We start from the raw sequence: 18,495 nt of genomic DNA on the forward strand, positions 1-18,495 counted from the left end.
TGGCAGGGCTTGGCATGTGGAAAACCCGTGAATTGCGGCAAAGTGCGACAATAGAGGCTTAATGACACAAGCCTATTCTTCCCTCGCGCTTGCAGAACCGCTCAAGCGTGCCGTAGCCGACATGGGCTACGAGTTCATGACGCCCATCCAGGAGCAGGCGATCCCTGTCGTCCTCGCGGGCCAGGACGTAATGGGTGCCGCCCAGACCGGCACCGGCAAGACGGCAGCATTTTCGCTGCCGCTGCTGCAGCGTCTCATGAAGCATGAAACCAGTTCGGTCTCCCCGGCCCGCCATCCCGTGCGTGCGCTGGTGCTTCTGCCTACCCGCGAGCTGGCCGATCAGGTGGCCCAGCAGGTGGCGCTGTACGCCAAGTACACCAAGCTGCGCAGCACGGTGGTGTTCGGCGGCATGGACATGAAGCCACAGACCGCCGAGCTCAAGAAGGGCGTCGAGGTGCTGGTGGCGACTCCGGGTCGTCTGCTGGACCACATCGAAGCCAAGAACGTGGTGCTCAACCAGATCGAGTACGTGGTGCTCGACGAGGCGGACCGCATGCTGGACATCGGTTTCCTGCCCGATCTGCAGCGCATCCTGTCCTACCTGCCCAAGAGCCGCACGACGCTGCTGTTCTCAGCGACGTTCTCGCCCGAGATCAAGCGCCTCGCCGGCAGCTACCTGCAGAACCCGATCACCATCGAGGTGGCGCGTCCGAACGAGACGGCTTCCACGGTGGAGCAGCGTTTTTACGCGTCGACCGACGACGACAAGCGCCGCGCGATCAAGCAGGTGCTCAAGGACCGCAACCTCAACCAGGCGTTCATTTTCGTGAACAGCAAGCTCGGTTGCGCGCGCCTCACGCGTGCGCTCGAGCGCGACGGCCTCAAGGCGGCCGCACTGCATGGCGACAAGAGCCAGGACGAGCGTCTGAAGGCGCTTGAAGCCTTCAAGAGCGGTGAAGTCAATCTGCTGTGCTGCACCGACGTGGCTGCTCGCGGTCTGGACATCAAGGATGTGCCCGCCGTGTTCAACTTCGACGTGCCGTTCAACGCCGAAGACTACGTGCACCGCATCGGCCGTACCGGTCGCGCGGGTGCGTCAGGCTTGGCGGTTACGCTGGTGACCTCGCACGATTCGCGTTTGGTTGGCGACATCGAGAAGCTCATCAAGAAGAAGATCGACGTTGAAGCGCTCGAACTCGACGACGAGCGCCCACGTGGCCGCTTCAACGATGGCCGACGTGCGTGGGGTGGCGAGGAGGGCGACTCCCGTTCCTCTTCGGCATCGTCGGGCTCTTCCGGCTATTCGTCGCGCGGAGGTCGTGGCGGTCACCGTCAGCCGCAGGACCCATTCTTCGACAAGCCCTACGAGGCCAGCACCACCAAGGCGGAACCCGCCACATGGGAAGCCGCCAAGTCGCAGCCCGCGCGCGGCGGCGTGTCGTCCAACATCAAGACCAAGCGCAAGGTCGCCGCGCTGTTCAGGCCAGCGCCTGCACCAGCGGCCATGGCGGACTGAGGCCAGCCGTCACAGGGCGGCGCTTACCGGCAGCAGCGGGTCCGATCTCCGGGCCCGACTGCCTTGCCTGCACTGACGTCACATGCGCGTGTCGTGCAGCGCCCCCCCGCTCAGGTCGGCCATGCCCGGCTTGATCTCCCCGAACTTCATGACTTTGCCGCCGTGCTCCTGCACGAAGCGCGCGGCATCTTCCTCTTGCGCGAAGCTTGCGATCGTCGGGCCCATCGATCCGTGGCGCTTGCTGCCGACCACATAGAGCGCGGTCTTCGCGTCGATCCAGTGCCCCTGTGGCTGATTCCAGTCGGCCTTGCCCATGTCCTGCACGTAGGCGCCCTTGATGGCGCGCACCTGCTCGCCCGCTTGCAGCTGGTTGATCAGTTCCATGGTGTCGCAGAAGAACGCGGGCTTGGTCTGGTCGGCATAGAGAATCTGTGCCTTGGGCCCGGGGTAGTCGGCGAGCAGCATGCCGTCCAGCGAGCAGCTGGTGGAGCGGTCGATCTCCACCGGCCCCAAGGCCTGAGCGGACTTGGAATCGTCGCCGCAGGCCGTCAGCGTCAGGGCCGATGCGGCAAGGGCTGCAGCGGCGAGAAGGCGAACGGTGATCGTGCTGTAAGCAGTCATCATGATTTGAATCTCCATTGGGCAAGCAAGAGCGGGGCGACGATCCACACCAGCATCACCGCGCCCATGGCCAGCGGGTTGCCGAGCGCGGGCGGCACGATGCTGGCGAGGCCGTAGAGCGTGCGCACGTCGTCGAGCGAAAAGACATTGAGGATGCGGAACACGTCCGCCGGGTTGAGCAGCAGCAGCCAGGTGAAGGCATCTCCGCCGATGCTTCCGCCCGTGCCGACCAGCAGGCCCAGCATCAGCAGATCGAACACCAGCACGAAGAAGAACCATGCGGCGATGGCCAGACCCGAGGCGCGGGTGCGGTCGCGCGCGATCACCGACAGCAGCACGGCGATGCTCAGGAACGCAAGGCCGAGCAGCACCGAGCTGAACATGAAGCCCGCGAAGTGGTACAGCCCGCGCGCGCCGATCTTGCCGAAGAGCAGCGCGATCACCACTCCGAAGCCGCCGATCATCGACGCGGTGAGCGCGGTGGCGAGGCCGAGGTATTTGCCCAGCAGCAGCTCCAGCCGCGTGATCGGCATCGACAGCAGCAGGTCGAGTGAGCCGCGTTCGCGCTCGCCGACGATGGCGTCGAAACCGAGCAGCAGCGCGATCAGCGGAATCAGATAGATCACCAGACTCACGAGACTGGCGATGGTGATCTCGATGGAGCGAAAGCCCACCACGCCCTGCTGCGCGCCGCCGAAATAGGTGATCACGAGCGAGAACACGGCGAACACCAGCGCCACCGCGAGCACCCAGCGATTGCGGATGCGGTCGTGGAACTCTTTGGTGGCGACGGTCAGTATGGGTTGAAGCTGCATGTGCGTCCTACCTTGTTGTTGTTGTTGTTGTTGTTGTCATTCGCTGAGGCCGAAGAACACGTCTTCCAGCGACGGCATGCGCATGCGGATGTCGGTCACGGCGCTGCCCTGCGCGCTCAGCGCAGCGAGCACGGCCAGCTTGTACGAGCGGTCGCACTGCAGGCGCAAGCCGTAGTGGGTCTTCTGCGCATCGAATCCGGTGGCTTGTCTGAGTTGGGTCGCCACATTCACTGCATCCTGAGCGGCCATGTCGATCTCGAAGGTGATCGGCATGTGCAGCTGGTCGCGCAACTCCTGCACGCTGCCGAGCGCCTGGATTTCGCCCGCCGTCAGGATGGCGAGGCGGTCCACGCGTTCCTGCAGCTCGGCGAGGATGTGCGAGGTGATGACGACGGTGACGCCGGTCGATTGCAGCTCGCGCAGGGTTGTGTAGAACTCGCGGATCGCCTTGGGGTCGAGGCCGTTGGTGGGCTCGTCGAGGAACAGCACGCGCGGCGAGCCGAGCAGCGCCTGCGCGAAGCCGAGGCGCTGGCGCATGCCCTTGGAGTAGGCGCGCACCGGGCGCTTGCCCGCATGCGCGAGGCCGACTTTCTCGAGAATGGCCACGCACTGCGACTGTGGAGCGTTCTTCATGCGCGCGAAGAATTTCAGCGTCTCGAGCCCGTCGAGGTTGTCGTAGAGCACCACGTTCTCGGGCAGGTAGCCGATGTGGCGGCGCACGTTGCGGGCTTGGGGTCCAGCGATGTCCTGACCGGAGATGCGGATGCTGCCTGCGGTCAGAGGAATCAGCCCGAGCATCATCTTGAACAGCGTGCTCTTGCCGGCGCCGTTGTGGCCGATGAGGCCGAAGATCTCGCCCCGCGCGATGTCGAGACTCACGTCGCGCACCGCCGTGAAGTCACCGAACTGTTTGCTCACCGCCTGGATGGCGATCGAGGGTGCGTCCGTGCGGCCTGCGGGGGGCTCATTGCCCGTTGAAATGCTTGCCAAGCCAATCTCTCCATTGTGTGTTGCCGGGTTGCATGCGCGGGTGGGGATCGACCACGGAGGGCATGCGAAGAATCGGGAATTGCTGGCTCACGAGCTTGAGCGCCTGAATGGCGGGACTGGCGAGCAGCAGCTTGATGCCGGGGTGGCGCCAGGTGAGGCTGTCGACCATGTCGTTGGCCTCGTAGGGCACATCGCCGAGCCGGTCGCCGTCGCGGTCCCAGCCGAGGTAGTTGCTCCAGTGGTTGCCGTCCTTCACGCCCCAGCGCTCGTCGCGCGATCCCACGTAGCGCACCTGCTCGCGGTTGCTGATGAAGTCGTTGCGCTCGACCTCGTTGCGGGTCGATCCGGCCGAGAGGTGCACGCCGACGACGTTGTCGACCACGAGGTTGCCGGTGAGCTTTATGTACTCGACGTCGTAGATGAAGAAGCCCCGGTTGTTGCCCGCGACCACGTTGTTTTCGATCACCGCGTCCTGCAGCGTGCGCAGCATGATTCCGTGATCGGAGTTGCCCCAGGCGCGGTTGTTGCGCACGATCTGGTTGCGCACCTCCATGAGCGCGAGTCCGCCCCGGTTGTAGTAGGTGTCGTTGTCCTCCCACAGGTTGTAGTAAGAGTTCATGTAGTGCGTGCCGTAGCGGCTGTGGTGCAGCCTGTTGCCACGAAACTCCGCGTGGTGGGAAACGTCCACGTACAGCGCGTCGCGCACGAAGCTGATGTCGTTGTGGAAGATGCGCGCGCCCTTGGTGTTGTAGAGCTGAACGCCATTGCCGCGCTGCGACGAGGCATAGTCGCGCTTGCCGGTGATGCGGTTGTGCTCGATGCGCACATCGTCGGCCTTTTCGATCCACAGCCCGAACAGGTTGTAGGTCAGATCGCAGTGCCGCACGATGGCACGGTGCGCTCCGGGCCGGAGGTAGATGCCCGCGTTCTGGTCCTTGAGGCTGTCGCCCGAGTCGCGCACGATCAGCCCTTCGATCACCACATCGGGCGCGGTCACGCGGATCGTGTCACCGGTGTTGCCGCCGCTCAGCGTGGGGCGGTCGATGCCGCGCAGCGTGAGCGGCTTGTCGATCACGAGGTTCACGCGGTACTGACCCCGCGCGACCTCGATCACGTCACCGGCGTTGGCGGCCTGCACGACGGCGGCGATGTCCTCGCCGGGCTTCACGCTCAGCGTGGCCCCCCAGCCTGCGCCGCAGACAGCCATCAGCACGCCGCTCAGCAAAGCCTTGATCGCACGGGGAACATTGTCTGACTTTCTCATGCGACGGTCCAGTTCACCGCGCGCAGCGCGATCAGCAGGGCCGCGCCGATCAGCAGATTCTTGAACGCCACATAGGCCAGCATGTCCATGAGGTTGGCGTGGCGGTAGCGGCTCAGCCACCAAGCTCCGTCCTTCACGTAGCGGCGACCGGTCAGTCGCAGCAGCACCTCGATCACGCTCCAGACGAACCACGCGAGGATGATGACGGTGGTCGATATCTGCCCCATGGCAAGCAGTGCCCACGCGGCGATCACCGCGATCAGGCAGGGCACGGCCAGCACGCTCAGCAGGCGATGGCGAGCCCAGCCGGTGGTGCTCCAAGGGTTGATGTGCTCGAGCACTTCCATCGCGGCGTGGCGGATGCCCGTGGTTTCATTCAGCGCGCTCACGTGTTCGGCATTGGTGGGCATGCGCGGATCGGGGCCATCGATGGCCTTGGCGCTGATCTGCTCCTGCCATGTGGCTTCGGGCACGATGGGAATGAAGTAGCCATTCTTGGCGATCGGCGTGAGCGGGAGACCTTCCTTCTCGCGGCGCTTGCGCTCCTTGGCGAGGGGCGGGCAGCCCTTCACGTCGGTGTAGAGCACCATGCAGTCGAGGCAGTGCAGGCATTCGCGGTGGTCGATGCGACCTGCGGCGTCGATGGCCTGCGCTCCGCAGCCCACCGCGCAGGCCTTGCAGCTGTTGCAGTCCTGCTTGCGCTTCAAGCCAAACCAGCGGAAGGTGCTTGGAATCGCGAGCGATGCGCCGAGCGGGCAGAGGTACTTGCAGAAGGGGCGTTCGATGAACAGCGACAGACCGAGCAGCGTGCAGGCGAAGAGCCCGTACGGCCAGGGGCGGTTGGTGATGCCGACGAGGAAGGTCGTCTTGAACGGTTCGACCTCGGCGAGTTTTTCGGCCAGCGTCATGTCGTACATCGACACCGCAAGCAGCCCGAAGAAGATCACGTACTTGAGCCACTTGAGCCGGTCATGCCATACCTGTGGCAGTTGGAACTGAAAGCGCTTGAGACCCACTGCACGCGCCACTTTGTAGAGTGCCTCGGAGAGCGATCCGAACGGGCAGATCCAGCCGCAGAACAGGCCGCGCCCGAACAGGAACACGGTGATGATGATGAAGATCCAGAACAGGAAGATGAACGGATCGGTGAGGAACAGCGTCCAGGTCCACTGGAACAGGACCGAGTGGAACCAGGTCAGCACCTGGGTGATGGACGGCTGGGCCATCGCGCCGAAGCCGACGAACACGATGCCGATGGCCCAGAAGCTGTATTTGAAGGCGTTGACCGGCCATTTGTTCTTGTGGGTGGACAGGCGGGTGAGCTTCTCGCGCAGCGCGTAGATGATGGTGAGCGACACGAGCAGCGCTGCAAAGAGGCCGATCTTCCAGCCCTGCGTTTTCCACACGCGCACCCATGGCGCATCGGGTTCGTCGATCTTGGGGCGGCCGCCGTCCAGCAGTTGGGCGGGCATCCAGTAGTTCGATTCGAACACTGCAAAGCTGCGATGGCCGGTTGCGCGGTCCACGCGGTTGCCGAGGAAGGCGAGCTTCCATGGATGGGCTGCGGAGAACGAGGAGGAGCGGATCACGAAGATCGAGGATTCGGTGTAGCGCGGAGCGCCTTCGGCTTCAAGCCCGTAGAGATTGAACGCGTCGAGATCGCGGAAGGTGAATGAATCGGGACCTTGCTTGACCTGCACGCGGTCATAGATGCCGCCGCGCACGAAGCCCGATCCCTTGAATGATTCGGGACCATCGGTGCGCACGATGAAGAAGGCGCTTTCGCCGGGCTGGATGCGCGACTGCAGGCTCGCGAAGCCGTTGTCGCCCAACAGGCTGCGGCCGATGTCGGGCTGGTTCAGATCACCGAACCACAGGTCGATGAACGGCGTGACGTCGCGCGGCAGGCCGACCTGTTCGGGTTTGACGACGAGGCGCTTGACCGCGCCCATGTCGACGAGCTGCTGCCAGCTGAATTTCTGGCCCAGCGTGTTGAAGCGGGCAGGTTCGCGCACGATGGGCGCGATGATGCCGACCTGGCGCGCGACGGCGGCGCCCGACATCAGCACCACCTGGTTCTGCGCGATGACGGTGACCGTCGCTCCGGAAATCGCATCAAGGCCGATCACGCCCTCATCGGGGCGCGACGGACCGACTTCGATGCGTTCGGCGACGGACTTGCCGAGGTATTGGTCGTTGAAGTTGATCAGTGCCGACTCGGGAATGCCGAGCAGCAGAATCGGCTCGGAGTGCTTGAGCACTTTCACGCCGACGAAATGGCCGCTGGCGTCCATGCCTATCAGCGTGACCACGGGCTTGCCGGAGTAGGCGGGCGTGTCCGTGATGTCGGTGGAGAGCATGACGTAGCCGAGCAGTTTCCTGTCGGCCGTGTCGTTGTCGTAGGCCTCCACGTAGGGGGGCTGGCCCTTGCGTTCGGAGAAATGTGTCGCGCCCGGGAACACATCCTTGCACGGCAGCAGGGAACACATGTCCTTGTTGGTCTGGACGTCCGCGGGAAGTTCGGCTTCGTAGGCGCCGCTGCCTGCGTGCGCGGCGGGTGCCGCTGCAAACCAAAGAGAGAGGAGGAGCAGGGTCCAGAGGGACCTGAAAAATCGCCTGGGCAACAACATGGTTCTATCCGAATTTGCAGGTCGAAGTTGCAGGTGCCGGTCGGCATTCCCGACACCTGCCTTGTTTACTGCTTAGGCCTCGACAATCATGCGCGTGCGCATTTCAAGGTGAAGCGCGTGGCAGAAGTGCGTGCAGTACGCCCAGAACACGCCGGGCTGGTCTGCCATGAACGTCACCGACTTGGTCTCCAGCGGATTGACGATGAAGTTGACGTTGTATTTGGGGATCGCGAACCCGTGGGTCAGGTCCTCGACCTTGTCCAGATTGGTCAGGATCAGCGTCACCTCGTCGCCCTTCTTCACGGTGAATTCGCGCAGGCTGAACGCGGGCGCCTGCGAGGTGAGCTTCACCGTGACCTTCTTGCCGTTGCGGAACACGCCGGATTCCTTGGGGTCCTTGACGGCGATCGGTGAATCGTCGAGCGCGTAGACCTGCTTGGGCTTGAGCAGATCGCGCTTGAAGATGATGAAGTCGTGCGGCTCGCCGCGCACCGGGTGGTCGGCCAGCAGCACCATCTTCTCGCCGGAGATGTCGATCAGCTGTTCGTTCTCTGGGTGCAGTGGGCCCACGGGCAGGAAGCGGTCCTTGGAGAACTTGCAGCCCACGGCGATGAACTTGCCGTCCGCCGCGCGCGTCTCGGACTGCGAGCCGTTGATGTGGCCCGGCTGGTAGTGCACGTCGAGGCGGTCGACCACGTACTTGGCGGTCTTGTCGCCCGCGTGGAACTTGATGGCGGCCTCCACGTTCCACTTCACGACCTGGCTGTCGAGGAACAGCGTGGTGAACGCGTTGCCGCGTCCGTCGAAGGCGGTGTGCAGCGGGCCGAGGCCGAGTTCAACTTCGGCGACGATGGCGCTGTCGAGCTTCTCGAGCTTGCCGTCAAACCAGTCGAGCACCTTGGCGAGTTCGATCACCGTGGCGGTCGGCGAGAGCTTGCCCGCGCAGATGAAGTATTTCGCGTCGGGGCTGGCGTTCACGCCGTGCGGGTTCTTGGGCGTGCTCACGTAGGCGACGAGCGCGGTCTTGGGGTCCTTGTTGGCTTCATGCGTGCCGTCGACGACCGGCACCTTGGAGTTGCCGAAGGTCTGGAACTTACCGGCTTTCACGGCCTCTTCGATGCGGGCGATGTGGAAGAACGCGCAGGCGTCGCGCTCGGCGGACATCATGTCCTCGTAGTGGATGCCGTTCTCGGTGTTGTACTGGTTGGTGGCGGCGAGCTTGCCGTCATACGACGTGGCGACCAGGTCGCAGTTGCCGTCCAGCAGCACCTGCCAGCGCACTTCCATGGTCTCCGCGTCGACGCACGTGAACAGCGAGCGGTACTTCTCGGGCTTGTTGACGTCGGTGCCGTTGTTGGGCAGCGGAATCCCGAACTCGCCACCGCAGAACACGCGCGTGGTGTAGTTGATCGCCGGATCGACGGGGTCGGCCTTGTCCGGGAAGATGCCGTGAAAGCCCTGCACGTTGGGCAGTTCGGTGATCTTGTCACAGACGAAATAGTCGAGGCGGATGCGGGCGACGCGCGAGTTGATCTTGTCGTTGATCCACGCGTAGCGGCCGTCATAGTTGCCGTCCTTGTAGGAGGCGTGCGTATGGTGGGTGTCGCCCACGAAATACTTCAGGTGACCATCGGCCTTGGTGCCCATGACCGCCTTGGATTCGTTCGTGATGCCCCAGCCGACGAGCGCGTCGGGCACGAAGCACGGAATGCGCAGCAGCTCGCGGCCCGAGGGCATGCCGAGCACGCGCATGTCGCCGGTGTGGCCGCCGCTCCACAGGCCGTAGTAGGTGTCGAGCTCGCCGGGCTTGAGGTGCACGCTCGCTCCGGCATGGGCGGCTGGAGCCGGAGCCGGTGCGGGCGCGGTTGCCGGACCGGATGCGGCAGGTGCTGCGGCCTTGTTGTCGTTGCAGGCCACGGCGCCCACTGCAAGCCCCGCCAGTGCGGCGGTATTGATGAATCTGCGACGGCCCATGCCGGCGTTGTCTGTGTGCAGATCTGTTTTTTCCTGGCTCATATCGACCTCTCTGAGGACTGTTGAAAGAAAAGGGAAACGCGTGAAGGGGGCGCTCGCGCGGGTGGCGGCGCGGCTGTGGGTGCGATGGCAGGCACCGGTGGTTGAGTGACCAGCGCGTGGAAGTCCAGGGCTGGAAAGTCGATCGGCTCGGCGATGGAGCCCGGCGCCATCGGGTGCGCGGCGCACAGCGTGCAGTCCATGCTGTGAACGTTCGCAGGGCGTGCCTTGCTGCCGAAGGTGCTGTCGTCGTGGACGACGAGCTTGGCCTTGCCGTGCGTGCCGCAGACCACCTCGAGACGCGAGGGGTTGAGCAGCGGCGACGCGAACGCGGCGCTCATTCCGAGCATCAACCAGACGACCACGCCGAGGCGCCATTGGCGCAGGCTCTGGAGGATCGTGTGGTGAGTGTGGCTAAGCATTTCTGTGGTTTCGTTGCCCGTCTTGAGCGGGTAATGAATCGTCACATCTGAACTGCTTTTTTTCCTTAATTTGGATCAAGTTACTAATAGGTGAAAAAGATCACACTTTCCACACGGTTGCGGGAATGCATGGCAATCGATGGGTTTTCCAACAATGAAGGGAAGAGAGAGATGAGCTCCACGACATTCAAACTGGCATCGATGGCATTGGTCCTGACGCTGGCCGCCTGCGGCAAGAACGAGCCGCCGCAAGCGCCCGCTCCGGCACCGGCCCCTGCGGCGGCACCAGCGCCTGCGCCCGCCGCCACTCCGGCTGCGCCCGAAAACGCACTGGGCAAGAGCGCCTACAACAAGACCTGCGCGCTGTGCCACGGCTCAGGCGTGGCTGGCGCTCCCAAGGTGGGCGACAAGGAAGACTGGGCCCCTCGCATCGCGCAGGGTGCGGACACGCTCTACAAGCACGCCATCGAAGGCTTCAACGGCAGCAAGGGCGCGATGCCCGCGCGCGGCGGTGCCCCGACCATGTCGGACGACGATGTGAAGGCCGCCGTGGACCACATGGTCGGTCTGTCGAAGTGATGGGACGGAGGGAAGCCTCATGACGACACAGGATCGCGTGCGCCCTGACCTGACGATCAATGCGCGCAGGCGGATGGTTCTGGCGCTGCCATTGCTTGGAGCATTGCCGCATGGGGCTTTTGCTGCGGATGCCGGGGCTCCGTCCGCAGCGCGCCTGGCCAAACGCCGTCGGGCGCTGATGGGTACGCGCGTTGACGTGATGGTGCCCGTGCGGAATGCCGGGGAGCTGCCGCTGCTTTTCGAGGCCATCGACGCGGCCATCGCGCACATGCAGGTTCTCGAGCAGCGCATGAGCCGTTACCGCAGCGACAGCGAGATCGGCCGCATCGCCGCATCGGCGGGTCGCGCGCCGACCCGTGTATCCCCCGAGGTGATGGCGGTGATGCAGCAGGCGAAGCGCCTGCATGAGCAGACCGACGGTGCGTTCGACATCACGATCGGTGCGGTCCGTGGCTGGAGCTTTGAGCCCGGCAATGAGCGCATGCCGACGGACGCCGAGGTGGCGCGCGAGATCGCGCTGGTTCGCATGCGCGATCTGGTTCTGGACCCGTCCGCCGGGACCGCGTTTCTGCGGCGCGAGGGCATGGCGCTTGATCTGGGGGGCGTCGCCAAGCTGCCGATTCTGCAGGCCGGTCTCGAAAGCCTGCAGCGCGCGGGTCTGAGCGACGCGCTGATCAACGGTGGCGGCGATGTGCTGATCTCCGGAACCCAACATGGCGCGCCATGGCGCGTCGGTGTGCGCGATCCGAATGCGCCGCAGCGGTTGCTTGGCAGTCTGTCGCTGGCGGGGCGCGGCATCGTGGCTTCGTCGGGCGACTACGAAAGGGCGTTCATTCGTGACGGCCGCAGGCTGCACCATGTCCTCGATCCGCGCACCGGTTGGCCGGTGCAGGGCGTGCATGGCGTGGCGCTCAGGGCTGAACGGATGGAGGAAGTCAACGGCTGGGGCGCAGCGCTGATGGTGACCGGCCCGACGGCCCTGAAGACGTTTGGCGCGCGCCACCCTGCGGTCGATGTGATGGCGGGGCTCGGCGACGGTTCGCATTGGCTGTCCGAAGGAATGCGAACGCGGCTGGCGTAGCCGCAAGTGAGCTGCCCACGGGCAGCATGTCTACCGCAGCGCGTGAAACGGGTGCGAAGTCCTTCAGGGAGCTCAATTGCCCGGCTTCTGCGCCTGTTCGCATTCCACGTCGAACAGTTCGCGGTCCGCGAGCGAGGTGCCGATGCGCATCGCGCTCAGGCATCCACCCCAGATGCAGCCGGTGTCGAGCGCCAGCAGGTGAGGGCGGTTCACGAGGCCGAGCGTCGACCAATGGCCGAACGCGACCAGCGTGTCGGCCGTTCGGCGGCCGGGCACGTCGAACCAGGGCATCAGGCCGTCGGGGGGCGTGGCGGCGCTCTCGGTGCTGTCGAAATCCATGACTCCGTCGCACGAACAGAAACGCAACCGGGTGAGCGCATTGATGATCACGCGCAGCCGGTCCGCTCCTCGCAGATCATCGCTCCAGCGGTCGGGCAGGTTGCCGTACATCTCCATCAGAAACGCGTACAGGTCCGGGCCCTGCAGCAACTGCCGCACTTCGTCGGCATAGGCCAGCGTGTCGTCGAAACTCCACTGCGGGAGCACGCCCGCATGCACCATGAGCATCCGCTCGCCGTTCAACGAGAACGAGCGCGCCAAGGGCTGGTGGCGCACCCATTCCAGCATCGCGTCGCGGTCTTTTGCGTCGAGCACGCTCGCCAGAGTGTCGCGGCGGGATGGATGGCGTGCGCCATGCGCTGCCGCCAGCAGGTGAAGGTCGTGATTGCCAAGGAGCGCGCGCACGCTGTCGCCCAGCTCCATCGCCCGGCGCAGAACGCCCGCCGAGTCGGGTCCGCGATTGACGAGATCGCCCAGCAGATAAAGCGTGTCGCGACTGGCGGAAAAATCGATGCGTTCCAGCAGGCGTATGAAAGCGGCATGGCAACCTTGAATGTCGCCGATAAAGTAATTGGCCATGAAGTGGGAGTTCGTTGAGTGTCGGCAATGGGAACTTGGAACGAATTGTCTCTCAGGATGACACTCTGGGATTCCTGTGTAAATAAGATCTTCGCTGGCCAGGCTTTCCAGGCGGGCGTGTCTGCGTGGTCAATTGACGGGACGAAGCTGGGTGTTAATGCGCAGATTAGTAACGATCTGAATCAATGAGGAGGATCATTGCAGATGTCATGCATGAGCGGACTGCTCAGAACGGTGGATTTCAAATGGCATCCATATGCTCCCCGTTTGTGCCTTGCCCGGCGTGCATGTAAAGAATCCGTGAATTTTCCCCATATTGAATGAGGGCGGGGTTTTGTTTATATAATCCCTCCACATTCATTAATTTCACTTGATTGGCACAACCATGACAGATAGCTACAAAGACCTTCTGAAGCAACGCGAAGACCTTGAAAAACGAATCAATGACGCGCGTCGCCAGGAGCTTTCGGCTGCAGTGGCGCAAGTGCGCAGTCTGGTGGCTGAATATGGCCTGACCGCTCAGGATGTTTTCCCTACAGGTCGCGGCTCGCGCGGCGCCTCCGCCACTTCGGGCGTGAAGGTTGCTCCCAAGTACCGCAACCCTGAAACCGGCGAGACATGGACTGGCCGCGGCAAGGCTCCCAAGTGGATTCAGAACCAGGATCGCGAACAGTTCGCCATTTGATTCGCTGAGTCAACCCCAGCAGGTCCGTTGCCGCGTCGCACGGGTTGGGGTGATTTGCCGGGATCTTCGATTCCAGAGAAAAAGTCCGCTTAATGCGGACTTTTCTTTTGGTCAATTGCCGTGTGCCTCAATTATTGGCAATTCACGGCCTATGGGTTTCGATTGAATGCGGACTGCGCCATTGTGGGTATTGCTTATCTCCAAGGTGGTGCTGGCTGTGTTAGTGCATGGCGGGTGGGCGACAGCGGTGCAATGCCGATGTCATTTTCGGATCTTCCATCAATGCTATATGGGAAGTCTGGTTAACTTTTCTGATTGAACTTTGGAGGTGTTTCTGAATCGGCCGTGCTCATGGGAACCATTCGATTCGTGATATCCCATTGGAGATGGACACCCCTGCCAATTGATTTGGAACATGGAACTTTCAAGCGCTTGCATTGAGTGGGCGTGCACTCGTTTGCAATCCGATTTTCACGATTCATGTAGGGGCTTGCCGGATATCGGGCATTGCGAGCCCCGCTAAACGCTTGTCGGAAAAGGTTTTTTGAACGGACAGGCCTGCGCCGTCACACGGTTATTTTCGTGCGATGGCGAAACATCGCGGTGACTGCCAGAATGTGAGCTGACGACTTCAAATGGAGCCCCCACCATGGCCAAGACCCACGAATCACGCCACGCCTTTGAATCCACTCTCAAGTCCTTTGCTGCCGGTTCCGGCAAGTCTTCCAAGGACCGCTTCTACTCCCTTCCCGAGCTCGCCAAGCGCTTCCCGAATGTGAACCGCCTGCCGGTGTCGCTGCGCATCGTGCTCGAATCGGTGCTGCGCAATTGCGACGGCAAGAAGGTGATGCCCGAGCATGTGGAGCAGCTTGCCAACTGGAAGCCCAACGCCGAGCGCACCGATGAAATTCCTTTCGTCGTCGCCCGCGTCGTGCTGCAGGACTTCACCGGCGTGCCGCTGCTTGCCGATCTGGCCGCCATGCGCAGCACCGCGCAGGCGCTGGGCAAGAAGCCCAAGGCCATCGAGCCGCTCGTGCCCGTCGATCTGGTGGTGGACCACTCGATCATGGTCGACTACTACGGCAGCAAGAACGCGCTGGACCTGAACATGAAGCTCGAGTTCCAGCGCAACCAGGAGCGCTACCAATTCATGAAATGGGGCATGCAGGCCTTCGATACCTTCGGCGTTGTGCCGCCGGGCTTCGGCATCGTGCACCAGGTGAATCTGGAGTATCTGGCGCGCGGCGTTCACAAGACCAAGAGCGATGTCTACTATCCAGATTCGTTGGTCGGCACCGACAGCCACACCACGATGATCAACGGCATCGGCGTGGTGGCCTGGGGCGTGGGCGGCATCGAGGCCGAGGCGGCGATGCTGGGCCAGCCGGTGTATTTCCTCACGCCCGATGTGGTGGGCTTCGAGCTCACCGGCAAGCTGCGTGAGGGCGTGACGGCGACCGATCTGGTGCTCACGGTGACCGAAATCCTGCGCAAGGAAAAGGTGGTCGGCAAGTTCGTCGAATTCTACGGCCAGGGCACGCGGAGTCTCTCGGTGCCTGATCGCGCGACCATCGGCAACATGGCGCCGGAATATGGCGCGACCATGGGCTTCTTCCCGGTGGACGAGAAGACCATTGAATACTTCGAGGGCACCGGCCGCACCAAGGGCGAGATCGCTGCGTTCGAGGCTTACTTCAAGGCTCAGGGTCTTTTCGGCGTGGCCAATCCGGGCGACATCGACTATTCGCACGTCGTCAAGCTCGATCTGGGAACGGTCGCACCGAGCCTCGCGGGCCCCAAGCGCCCGCAGGACCGCATCGAGATCGGTCATGTGGCCGAAAAGTTCACCGAGCTGTTCACGGCGCCCGCCGCGCAGAACGGCTTCAACCTCTCGATCGACAAGCTCGACAAGACCTACAGCGTGCGCATCAACGGCAAGGGTGAGTTCGCCGAGCCCAACCACAAGCCGATTCCCGCAGGCGCGCCGCAGAACGTGGTGGAAATGGTGGCCAACACGCCGGTGGTGGACGACCAGCCGCAAAGCCTCAGGACCGCCGATGCGAACGTCGCGGCGGTCGAGGGCGATCAGGTGGATCTGCACAACGGCGACGTGCTGATCGCCGCGATCACGAGCTGCACGAACACCTCGAATCCGAGCGTGATGCTGGCCGCCGGCCTGCTCGCCAAGAAGGCCGTCGAGGCGGGGCTCACGGTCAAGCCGCATGTAAAGACCTCGCTTGCCCCGGGCTCGCGTCTGGTCACGCTGTACCTCACCGAGTCCGGTCTGCTGCCGTATCTGGAAAAGCTGGGCTTCTCGATTGCCGGTTATGGCTGCACCACCTGCATCGGCAATGCGGGCGATCTGCTGCCGGAGTTCAACGCGGCGATCCAGCAGAACGATCTGGTCTGTGCGGCCGTGCTCTCGGGTAACCGCAATTTCGAGGCGCGCATCCACCCGAACATCCGCGCCAATTTCCTGGCGAGCCCGCCGCTCGTGGTGGCCTACGCGATTGCAGGCAATGTGCGCAAGGACCTGATGACCGAGCCCGTAGGCAAGGGCAAGAAGGGCCGCGACATCTATCTGGGCGACATCTGGCCGACCACCGACGAGGTCCAGAAGCTCATGAAGTTCGCGATGAACGGCAAGGCCTTCCGCGCGAACTACGAGAAGGTCAGCAGCGAGCCCGGCAAGCTCTGGGAAAAGATCAAGGGCGTGACCGGCGGCACCTACACCTGGCCCGACAGCACCTACATCGCCGAGCCGCCGTTCTTCGACGGATTCGCGCTCGACTTGAAGGAGCCGGCCGTCACCACCGGCAGCCCCTACGCGGTGCGCGATGCGCGCGTGATGGCATTGTTCGGCGACTCGATCACCACGGACCACATCTCGCCGGCAGGCTCGATCAAAGAGACCTCACCGGCGGGCAAATGGCTGCTCGAGAATGGCGTGAAGAAGGCCGACTTCAACAGCTACGGCTCGCGTCGCGGCAACCATGAGGTGATGATGCGCGGCACGTTCGCGAACGTGCGCATCAAGAACCTGATGATTCCGGCGCTGCCCGACGGCTCACGCGAGGAGGGCGGCCTGACGCTGTACCGCGACGATGACGGCGGCACCACCAAGATGCCGATCTACGATGCCGCGATGAAGTACCAGTCCGCAGGCCGCGCGACCGTGATTCTCGCGGGAGAGGAATACGGCACGGGCTCGAGCCGCGACTGGGCGGCCAAGGGCACGCAGCTTCTGGGCATCAAGGCGGTGGTCGCGCGCAGTTTCGAGCGGATTCACCGCTCCAACCTGGTGGGCATGGGCGTGCTGCCGCTGCAGTTCCTCGGCAACGACAGCTGGCAGTCGCTGGGGCTGGAGGGCAACGAGTTCATCGATGTCGTTCCGGCTGCGGATCTGGCGCCGCAGAGCGATGCGGAGTTGATCATCACGCGGCCTGATGGGACGCGCAAGACGGTGGTGGTGAAGCTGCGGATCGATACGCCCATTGAGGTGGATTATTACCGGCATGGGGGGATACTGCCTTATGTGCTGAGGCAGTTGCTGGCTGACTGAGCCGGCCGGGTTTCGCTTCCTTTCTTGATCTTCCTCCCGCTTGGCGGGGGAGGGTTGGGGGCTGGTGTTCGGTTTCCATGTCTGCTTCTGCTCGTTTGTTGGGGGCGGAGGCCGGGACTGCCCCCGGCGGGGCAATCACTTTTTGCTTGCGCGCAAAAAAGTAATCAAAAACGCGCTTTCAATACCTGCGGCAAAACTCTCTGCGCGACTGCGTCGCTCCGTTCAAACAGCTTGCCGCAAGTCAGTCTGAAGAGGTGTTTGCGGCACTTCGCTGCGCTCGTGCCGGGGGCTCGCGCTTGCGCTCGCTACTCCTTCATTTGTCCTATTTTTCGCTTGCGATTGCAATCGCGGCATGCACCAAAACTTGTTGATGGATGACGGATCGTCTAGCGATGTGTCGCGGCGCGTGGCTGGGTGTTTGTTGGGCGGGGCGTTGGGGGATGCGCAGGGGGCACCGTTTGAGGGTGGGTGGCTGGAGCGTGGGCTGTGGGGCGTGATCGGGCGCACGCGTGCGGGTGAGATGCGTTTCACCGATGACACGCAGATGAGCATCGATCTTGCCGAGTCGTTGTTGGCCTGCGACGGATTTGTGGCGGATGACGTGGCCGCGCGGTTTGCCGGGAGCTATGTCTGGCACCGGGGCTATGGGCCGGGGGCGGCGAAGCTGCTTCGGAAGATCCGCGCCGGCATGCCGTGGCAGCGGGCGAATGTGGCGGTGTTCAGGCAGGGGTCATGGGGGAATGGCGGTGCGATGCGTGCGCATGTGGCCGTACTGTTTGGCTTGGCCGATGACGCGAGCGGCGCGGCTGCGGTTGAACTGGCGCGGGCCCAGGCCGGAATCACGCACGGGCATGTGCGGGCGCAGGATGGAGCGGCGTTGGTGGCTGCCGCGGTGATTCGGGCACTGGATGGTGGGGGTGAATCGATCCGTGGGGCTGATGGACTGGATGCTGTGGTGGCGCTGGCCGGTCTGCGTGAGCCCTCGGAGTGGAGCAGCAAGCTCGATCATGTGCAGCGCTGGCTGGATTTGCCTTTGCATCTTCAGCCTGGGCCTCGCTCGGTGCGCGCCCAGCTTGGCAACGGGATTTCGGCGGTGGACTCTTGCCTGACGGCCGTCTACATCGCGGCGCGGTTTGTTCGTGAGGACTTCCTGTTGATGCTCGACTTCATTCGAAGGCTGGGTGGCGATGTGGACACCATCGGGGCCATGGCGGGTGGCATTTGGGGTGCGGCCCGTGGTGACTTGGCCTTGCCATCGGAAGCCATGGCGCGGTTGGAGGGCGCGGCTCGGTTGCGAACCATTGCCGGGGGACTGTCGGCTCGGCTGGCGGGCGCGGGCCCAGTATCGACCTGAATCAGGCGACTATTTCCATTCTGTTTGTCTTCCCTTGCGTAGCCA

The 18,495-nt window shown here is 63.4% G+C and carries 14 protein-coding genes; 6 read left to right on the forward strand and 8 right to left on the reverse strand.

Annotated elements, in window-relative coordinates:
* The first annotated feature begins 61 nt into the window (after positions 1-61).
* Positions 62-1,516, forward strand: coding sequence for a DEAD/DEAH box helicase (locus ISG32_RS22625; protein WP_194773295.1), 1,455 nt, complete (start codon positions 62-64; stop codon positions 1,514-1,516).
* 78 nt (positions 1,517-1,594) lie between these two features.
* Here ISG32_RS22625 and ISG32_RS22630 read toward each other — a convergent pair whose 3' ends face one another.
* From ISG32_RS22630 to ISG32_RS22660, 7 genes are all read right to left on the reverse strand, one after another.
* Entirely contained in the window at positions 1,595-2,137 is a 543-nt protein-coding gene (locus ISG32_RS22630) for a nitrous oxide reductase accessory protein NosL (RefSeq protein WP_194773431.1), read from the reverse strand.
* The gene (locus ISG32_RS22635; protein WP_194773296.1) at positions 2,137-2,952 is read right to left on the reverse strand and encodes an ABC transporter permease; all 816 of its coding nucleotides are present in this window, start codon (positions 2,950-2,952) and stop codon (positions 2,137-2,139) included. Before ISG32_RS22635 ends, ISG32_RS22630 begins: the two co-directional genes overlap by 1 nt.
* 36 nt (positions 2,953-2,988) lie before the next feature.
* Entirely contained in the window at positions 2,989-3,942 is a 954-nt protein-coding gene (locus tag ISG32_RS22640) for an ABC transporter ATP-binding protein (RefSeq protein ID WP_194773297.1), read from the reverse strand.
* Positions 3,917-5,149, reverse strand: a complete 1,233-nt coding sequence (locus tag ISG32_RS22645; protein WP_194773432.1) for a nitrous oxide reductase family maturation protein NosD — start codon at positions 5,147-5,149, stop codon at positions 3,917-3,919. The genes ISG32_RS22640 and ISG32_RS22645 overlap by 26 nt, the downstream gene beginning before the upstream one ends.
* Before the next feature lie 53 nt (positions 5,150-5,202).
* Positions 5,203-7,836, reverse strand: a complete 2,634-nt coding sequence (locus tag ISG32_RS22650; RefSeq protein WP_194773298.1) for a NosR/NirI family protein — start codon at positions 7,834-7,836, stop codon at positions 5,203-5,205.
* Positions 7,837-7,908: 72 nt separating this feature from the next.
* Entirely contained in the window at positions 7,909-9,852 is a 1,944-nt protein-coding gene (gene nosZ / locus ISG32_RS22655) for a TAT-dependent nitrous-oxide reductase (RefSeq protein WP_194773299.1), read from the reverse strand.
* Entirely contained in the window at positions 9,849-10,271 is a 423-nt protein-coding gene (locus tag ISG32_RS22660; protein WP_194773300.1) for a hypothetical protein, read from the reverse strand. The genes nosZ and ISG32_RS22660 overlap by 4 nt, the downstream gene beginning before the upstream one ends.
* Before the next feature lie 171 nt (positions 10,272-10,442).
* On the opposite strand from ISG32_RS22660, the gene ISG32_RS22665 reads away from it, so the two are divergent.
* Entirely contained in the window at positions 10,443-10,850 is a 408-nt protein-coding gene (locus ISG32_RS22665; protein ID WP_194773301.1) for a c-type cytochrome, read from the forward strand.
* Positions 10,851-10,869: 19 nt separating this feature from the next.
* Positions 10,870-11,931 carry an FAD:protein FMN transferase gene (locus tag ISG32_RS22670; RefSeq protein ID WP_194773302.1) on the forward strand — a complete coding sequence of 354 codons (1,062 nt, stop codon included), beginning with the start codon at positions 10,870-10,872 and terminating at the stop codon, positions 11,929-11,931.
* 72 nt (positions 11,932-12,003) lie between these two features.
* On the opposite strand, the gene ISG32_RS22675 is transcribed toward ISG32_RS22670, so the two are convergent.
* Positions 12,004-12,849, reverse strand: a complete 846-nt coding sequence (locus tag ISG32_RS22675) for a symmetrical bis(5'-nucleosyl)-tetraphosphatase (RefSeq protein ID WP_194773303.1) — start codon at positions 12,847-12,849, stop codon at positions 12,004-12,006.
* Positions 12,850-13,234: 385 nt separating this feature from the next.
* Between ISG32_RS22675 and ISG32_RS22680 the strand changes: the two genes are divergently transcribed.
* From ISG32_RS22680 to ISG32_RS22690, 3 genes are all read left to right on the forward strand, one after another.
* Complete coding sequence (locus ISG32_RS22680; RefSeq protein ID WP_194773304.1) at positions 13,235-13,534, forward strand: H-NS histone family protein; 300 nt, start codon at positions 13,235-13,237, stop codon at positions 13,532-13,534.
* 649 nt (positions 13,535-14,183) lie between these two features.
* Complete coding sequence (locus tag ISG32_RS22685; RefSeq protein ID WP_194773305.1) at positions 14,184-17,096, forward strand: aconitate hydratase; 2,913 nt, start codon at positions 14,184-14,186, stop codon at positions 17,094-17,096.
* A 352-nt stretch (positions 17,097-17,448) separates the two neighbouring features.
* Entirely contained in the window at positions 17,449-18,450 is a 1,002-nt protein-coding gene (locus ISG32_RS22690; protein WP_228530034.1) for an ADP-ribosylglycohydrolase family protein, read from the forward strand.
* Positions 18,451-18,495 lie beyond the last annotated feature (45 nt).

Source organism: Diaphorobacter caeni (assembly GCF_015354245.1).
Lineage (GTDB): Bacteria > Pseudomonadota > Gammaproteobacteria > Burkholderiales > Burkholderiaceae_C > Diaphorobacter_A > Diaphorobacter_A caeni.

Excerpts from the sequence above, each read along its gene's own strand:
- ISG32_RS22665 (WP_194773301.1), top strand. The coding sequence starts at position 10,443 with ATGAGCTCCACGACATTCAAACTGGCATCGATGGCATTGGTCCTGACG.
- ISG32_RS22635 (WP_194773296.1), bottom strand. The coding sequence starts at position 2,952 with ATGCAGCTTCAACCCATACTGACCGTCGCCACCAAAGAGTTCCACGAC.
- ISG32_RS22650 (WP_194773298.1), bottom strand. The coding sequence starts at position 7,836 with ATGTTGTTGCCCAGGCGATTTTTCAGGTCCCTCTGGACCCTGCTCCTC.
- nosZ (WP_194773299.1), bottom strand. The coding sequence starts at position 9,852 with ATGAGCCAGGAAAAAACAGATCTGCACACAGACAACGCCGGCATGGGC.
- ISG32_RS22680 (WP_194773304.1), top strand. The coding sequence starts at position 13,235 with ATGACAGATAGCTACAAAGACCTTCTGAAGCAACGCGAAGACCTTGAA.
- ISG32_RS22625 (WP_194773295.1), top strand. The coding sequence starts at position 62 with ATGACACAAGCCTATTCTTCCCTCGCGCTTGCAGAACCGCTCAAGCGT.
- ISG32_RS22645 (WP_194773432.1), bottom strand. The coding sequence starts at position 5,149 with ATGGCTGTCTGCGGCGCAGGCTGGGGGGCCACGCTGAGCGTGAAGCCC.
- ISG32_RS22630 (WP_194773431.1), bottom strand. The coding sequence starts at position 2,137 with ATGACTGCTTACAGCACGATCACCGTTCGCCTTCTCGCCGCTGCAGCC.
- ISG32_RS22675 (WP_194773303.1), bottom strand. The coding sequence starts at position 12,849 with ATGGCCAATTACTTTATCGGCGACATTCAAGGTTGCCATGCCGCTTTC.
- ISG32_RS22690 (WP_228530034.1), top strand. The coding sequence starts at position 17,449 with ATGCACCAAAACTTGTTGATGGATGACGGATCGTCTAGCGATGTGTCG.
- ISG32_RS22670 (WP_194773302.1), top strand. The coding sequence starts at position 10,870 with ATGACGACACAGGATCGCGTGCGCCCTGACCTGACGATCAATGCGCGC.
- ISG32_RS22660 (WP_194773300.1), bottom strand. The coding sequence starts at position 10,271 with ATGCTTAGCCACACTCACCACACGATCCTCCAGAGCCTGCGCCAATGG.
- ISG32_RS22685 (WP_194773305.1), top strand. The coding sequence starts at position 14,184 with ATGGCCAAGACCCACGAATCACGCCACGCCTTTGAATCCACTCTCAAG.